The following is a 2,485-nucleotide window of genomic DNA, read 5'->3' on the forward strand; positions in this document are numbered from 1 at the left end:
CATCTCTTCATCTCTCTTTTTTCAATACTTATACATATATTTTAGCAAGTTTTCCACAGATTTTGAAATTTTATAATTTCCTACTTAATATAAAATAAAGCAGGCTATCAGCCTGCCTTACAACTATCACACCTATTTATTTTTTCACAAGTAGTGAGCAAGTCTCCACATGTGTTTTGATAGAATGATAATAAATTTTCGCAGAGAAATAAGGGAGCATTTTGATTTTACCCCCTATGAATTCAAAATGAACGCTTATAACTTTTGCTCTAACAGAAAACATTTTATGTATTTCTATTGGAAGTATTCTATTTTTTATTCTCAGACTCTATCAGTTCTATCATTCTAATAAAATAATCATATACTTCTGTACTTTTATCAAACATATTTTCTAAGTCTTTTTTCCCACTTTCTAATACATTTTTTTCTAAAAACTTTTCATTAAAGATAATTGCTAAAGTATATTGCATTTGTAAAGCCACATTTAACATTTGTTTTCCTGCATTTTCTGCTTTTAAATAATCAGAATATATTAATAAAAAGTGTTCTGGAAAAACACTAATTAAATAACCATAAAACCACAAATAATCTTCGTCATTTGAATATTTCTCTGTTGCTATTTTAAAGGCATATATTAATAGATTTTCTGCTTGTTCTAAACATTTTTCTAATTTGGGTGATAATATTCCCCATTCAGCCATAACATACCAAGTGTAAAAAGAAATTCTGAAAAGATCATATTTCCCAACTGTTTTTAAATAATCTTCATTAATAGTATTTAAAAATTCTATAAACTCGTCCCAATTTTCCTCTTTTTTTATAATTCTATCTAATTTATCTAAATCCATTGTACATCATAACCTTTCAAGTAATATTCTATTTATTATTTCTTATTTACCTATGCATCGCTAATTTTCCATATACTATCATTTATTTTTTTATGTTACAGATACTGTTTCTCAATTAATCAACAATATAGTTTTTGATTATATTATCTATTTTACAAAATTTTCTGCTGTTTATTAAAATAAATATTAAAATTTCAAAGTCTAGTAGAACCTATAAATTTGCTATCTACTAGACTTATTATAGTATGGTATATTTATTTTTATATAATGTTTACTACAACCATTAACTAATACTCTTTCTCAAAAATAAATTCTCTTGGTTAACAAGTTTTTCTACTAATTTTAATACTTCTTTATTCTCTCCATATATAGCTACTGAAAATTCACCATGTATACTAACAAGAATATTTTTTTTGGGGAAGATTATTTGAACCGATGAAATACCATTTTTTATGATATATGAAATTATTTTATGAATCTCTTGCAACGATTTTGAGCGAATATTTTTATATTCATACTCATAAAACTTCAATCTACTTTTTTCTTCAGGAAACTCTGTTAAATAAATTTCAGCATCATAATAAGTAATCAATTTAATTATTATTCGACAAATCTTTTGACTAAAATCATCTAAATAATTTATTAGAAGATATTCTTCCAATTCAAAATATCCAACATGGCTGATTGTTTCAGGTAAAACATCAATAAAGTGATAAGATTCACTACTTTGTAATGTTTCAATAAACTCTAATATTTTTTTCATTACTTTCCTAACACCTTTCCATTTTCATCTAAAGAAGCAACTCTTCTTCCACGCTTATCTTTTAATTTCCACTTTCTACCTCCATGTTGAGCTGTATCTTTCTCTATTGTCCATCCTCCCTTTTCTTTATATGCAACTTTATCACCCTTTACTTTTTGGTTGAACTTTCCTAAATCAACTTTACCTTTTTTGTTCTTTAAACGCTCAGGAATTTTTTGCTTAACAGCTTTTATTTCCGCTCTAGCTTCAAACCAATCAACAACTTTGTTATATAACCAAGTACCTGCTGCTATTACTGTACCACCTATAATTACTGCTCCAGCAGCAGTAATCACTACTTCTCCAACTCCTGGAATCCACCATGTACCTGCAATAAGAGCTCCTGTAGCACTTTGCACACCTACACTTCTCATTACACTATTATTCTTAATAGTATCGTTTTTTAATTCAGTTATATCTACTTCTACTGCAGTATTAAGAAGTTTGACAAACTGTTCTTGTGTATAATAAACATCATTAATATATACACCATCATCAGTAATAACAATATTACATTTATTAATATTTGTATTTTTAGAACTTGATTCAGTTTCACTTGCAAATGCTGAAATACTTATATTAGATATCATCAGTATCATAAGTATAAAACTAATAATTTTTCTTGTCAATTTTTTCATAATTTAATCACCCCTTAAATTTTTCCTTCTAATAATTCTATCAAATCTATAAACAAGCTTGTTTACAGTAATTATTTTACCCCCCCCTATTCCAAATTTGTCAATTAGCTCGTTGCAGAACTCTACAACTCGCATAAATACTACATTTAAATTTATAGAAATGGCTAAGTTTCCCCCATTTTGGGTATATATACATT

4 protein-coding genes are annotated in these 2,485 nt (G+C 26.8%); all 4 read right to left on the reverse strand.

Translation table 11 applies throughout. The annotated features are described in order from the left end of the window. Positions 1–308 precede the first annotated feature (308 nt). Positions 309–848 (reverse strand): hypothetical protein, encoded by a 540-nt coding sequence (locus tag BUA77_RS13040; RefSeq protein ID WP_072890994.1) that lies wholly within the window; start codon positions 846–848, stop codon positions 309–311. Positions 849–1,131: 283 nt separating this feature from the next. Next, on the reverse strand, positions 1,132–1,611 hold the full coding sequence (locus BUA77_RS13045; RefSeq protein ID WP_084605811.1) for a hypothetical protein: 480 nt from the start codon (positions 1,609–1,611) through the stop codon (positions 1,132–1,134). Beyond that, complete coding sequence (locus BUA77_RS13050) at positions 1,611–2,288, reverse strand: hypothetical protein (RefSeq protein WP_072890997.1); 678 nt, start codon at positions 2,286–2,288, stop codon at positions 1,611–1,613. The genes BUA77_RS13045 and BUA77_RS13050 overlap by 1 nt, the downstream gene beginning before the upstream one ends. Positions 2,289–2,291: 3 nt before the next feature. Further along, positions 2,292–2,485 (reverse strand): hypothetical protein (locus BUA77_RS14290; RefSeq protein WP_330390115.1); only part of this gene is annotated, 194 nt, incomplete at its 5' end.

Origin of the sequence: Tepidibacter formicigenes DSM 15518 (assembly GCF_900142235.1) — a bacterium.
In the GTDB taxonomy this organism is placed as follows: Bacteria; Bacillota; Clostridia; order Peptostreptococcales; family Peptostreptococcaceae; genus Tepidibacter; species Tepidibacter formicigenes.

Coding starts and splice junctions, on each gene's coding strand:
- BUA77_RS13040 (WP_072890994.1), bottom strand. CDS start 848: ATGGATTTAGATAAATTAGATAGAATTATAAAAAAAGAGGAAAATTGG.
- BUA77_RS13045 (WP_084605811.1), bottom strand. CDS start 1,611: ATGAAAAAAATATTAGAGTTTATTGAAACATTACAAAGTAGTGAATCT.
- BUA77_RS13050 (WP_072890997.1), bottom strand. CDS start 2,288: ATGAAAAAATTGACAAGAAAAATTATTAGTTTTATACTTATGATACTG.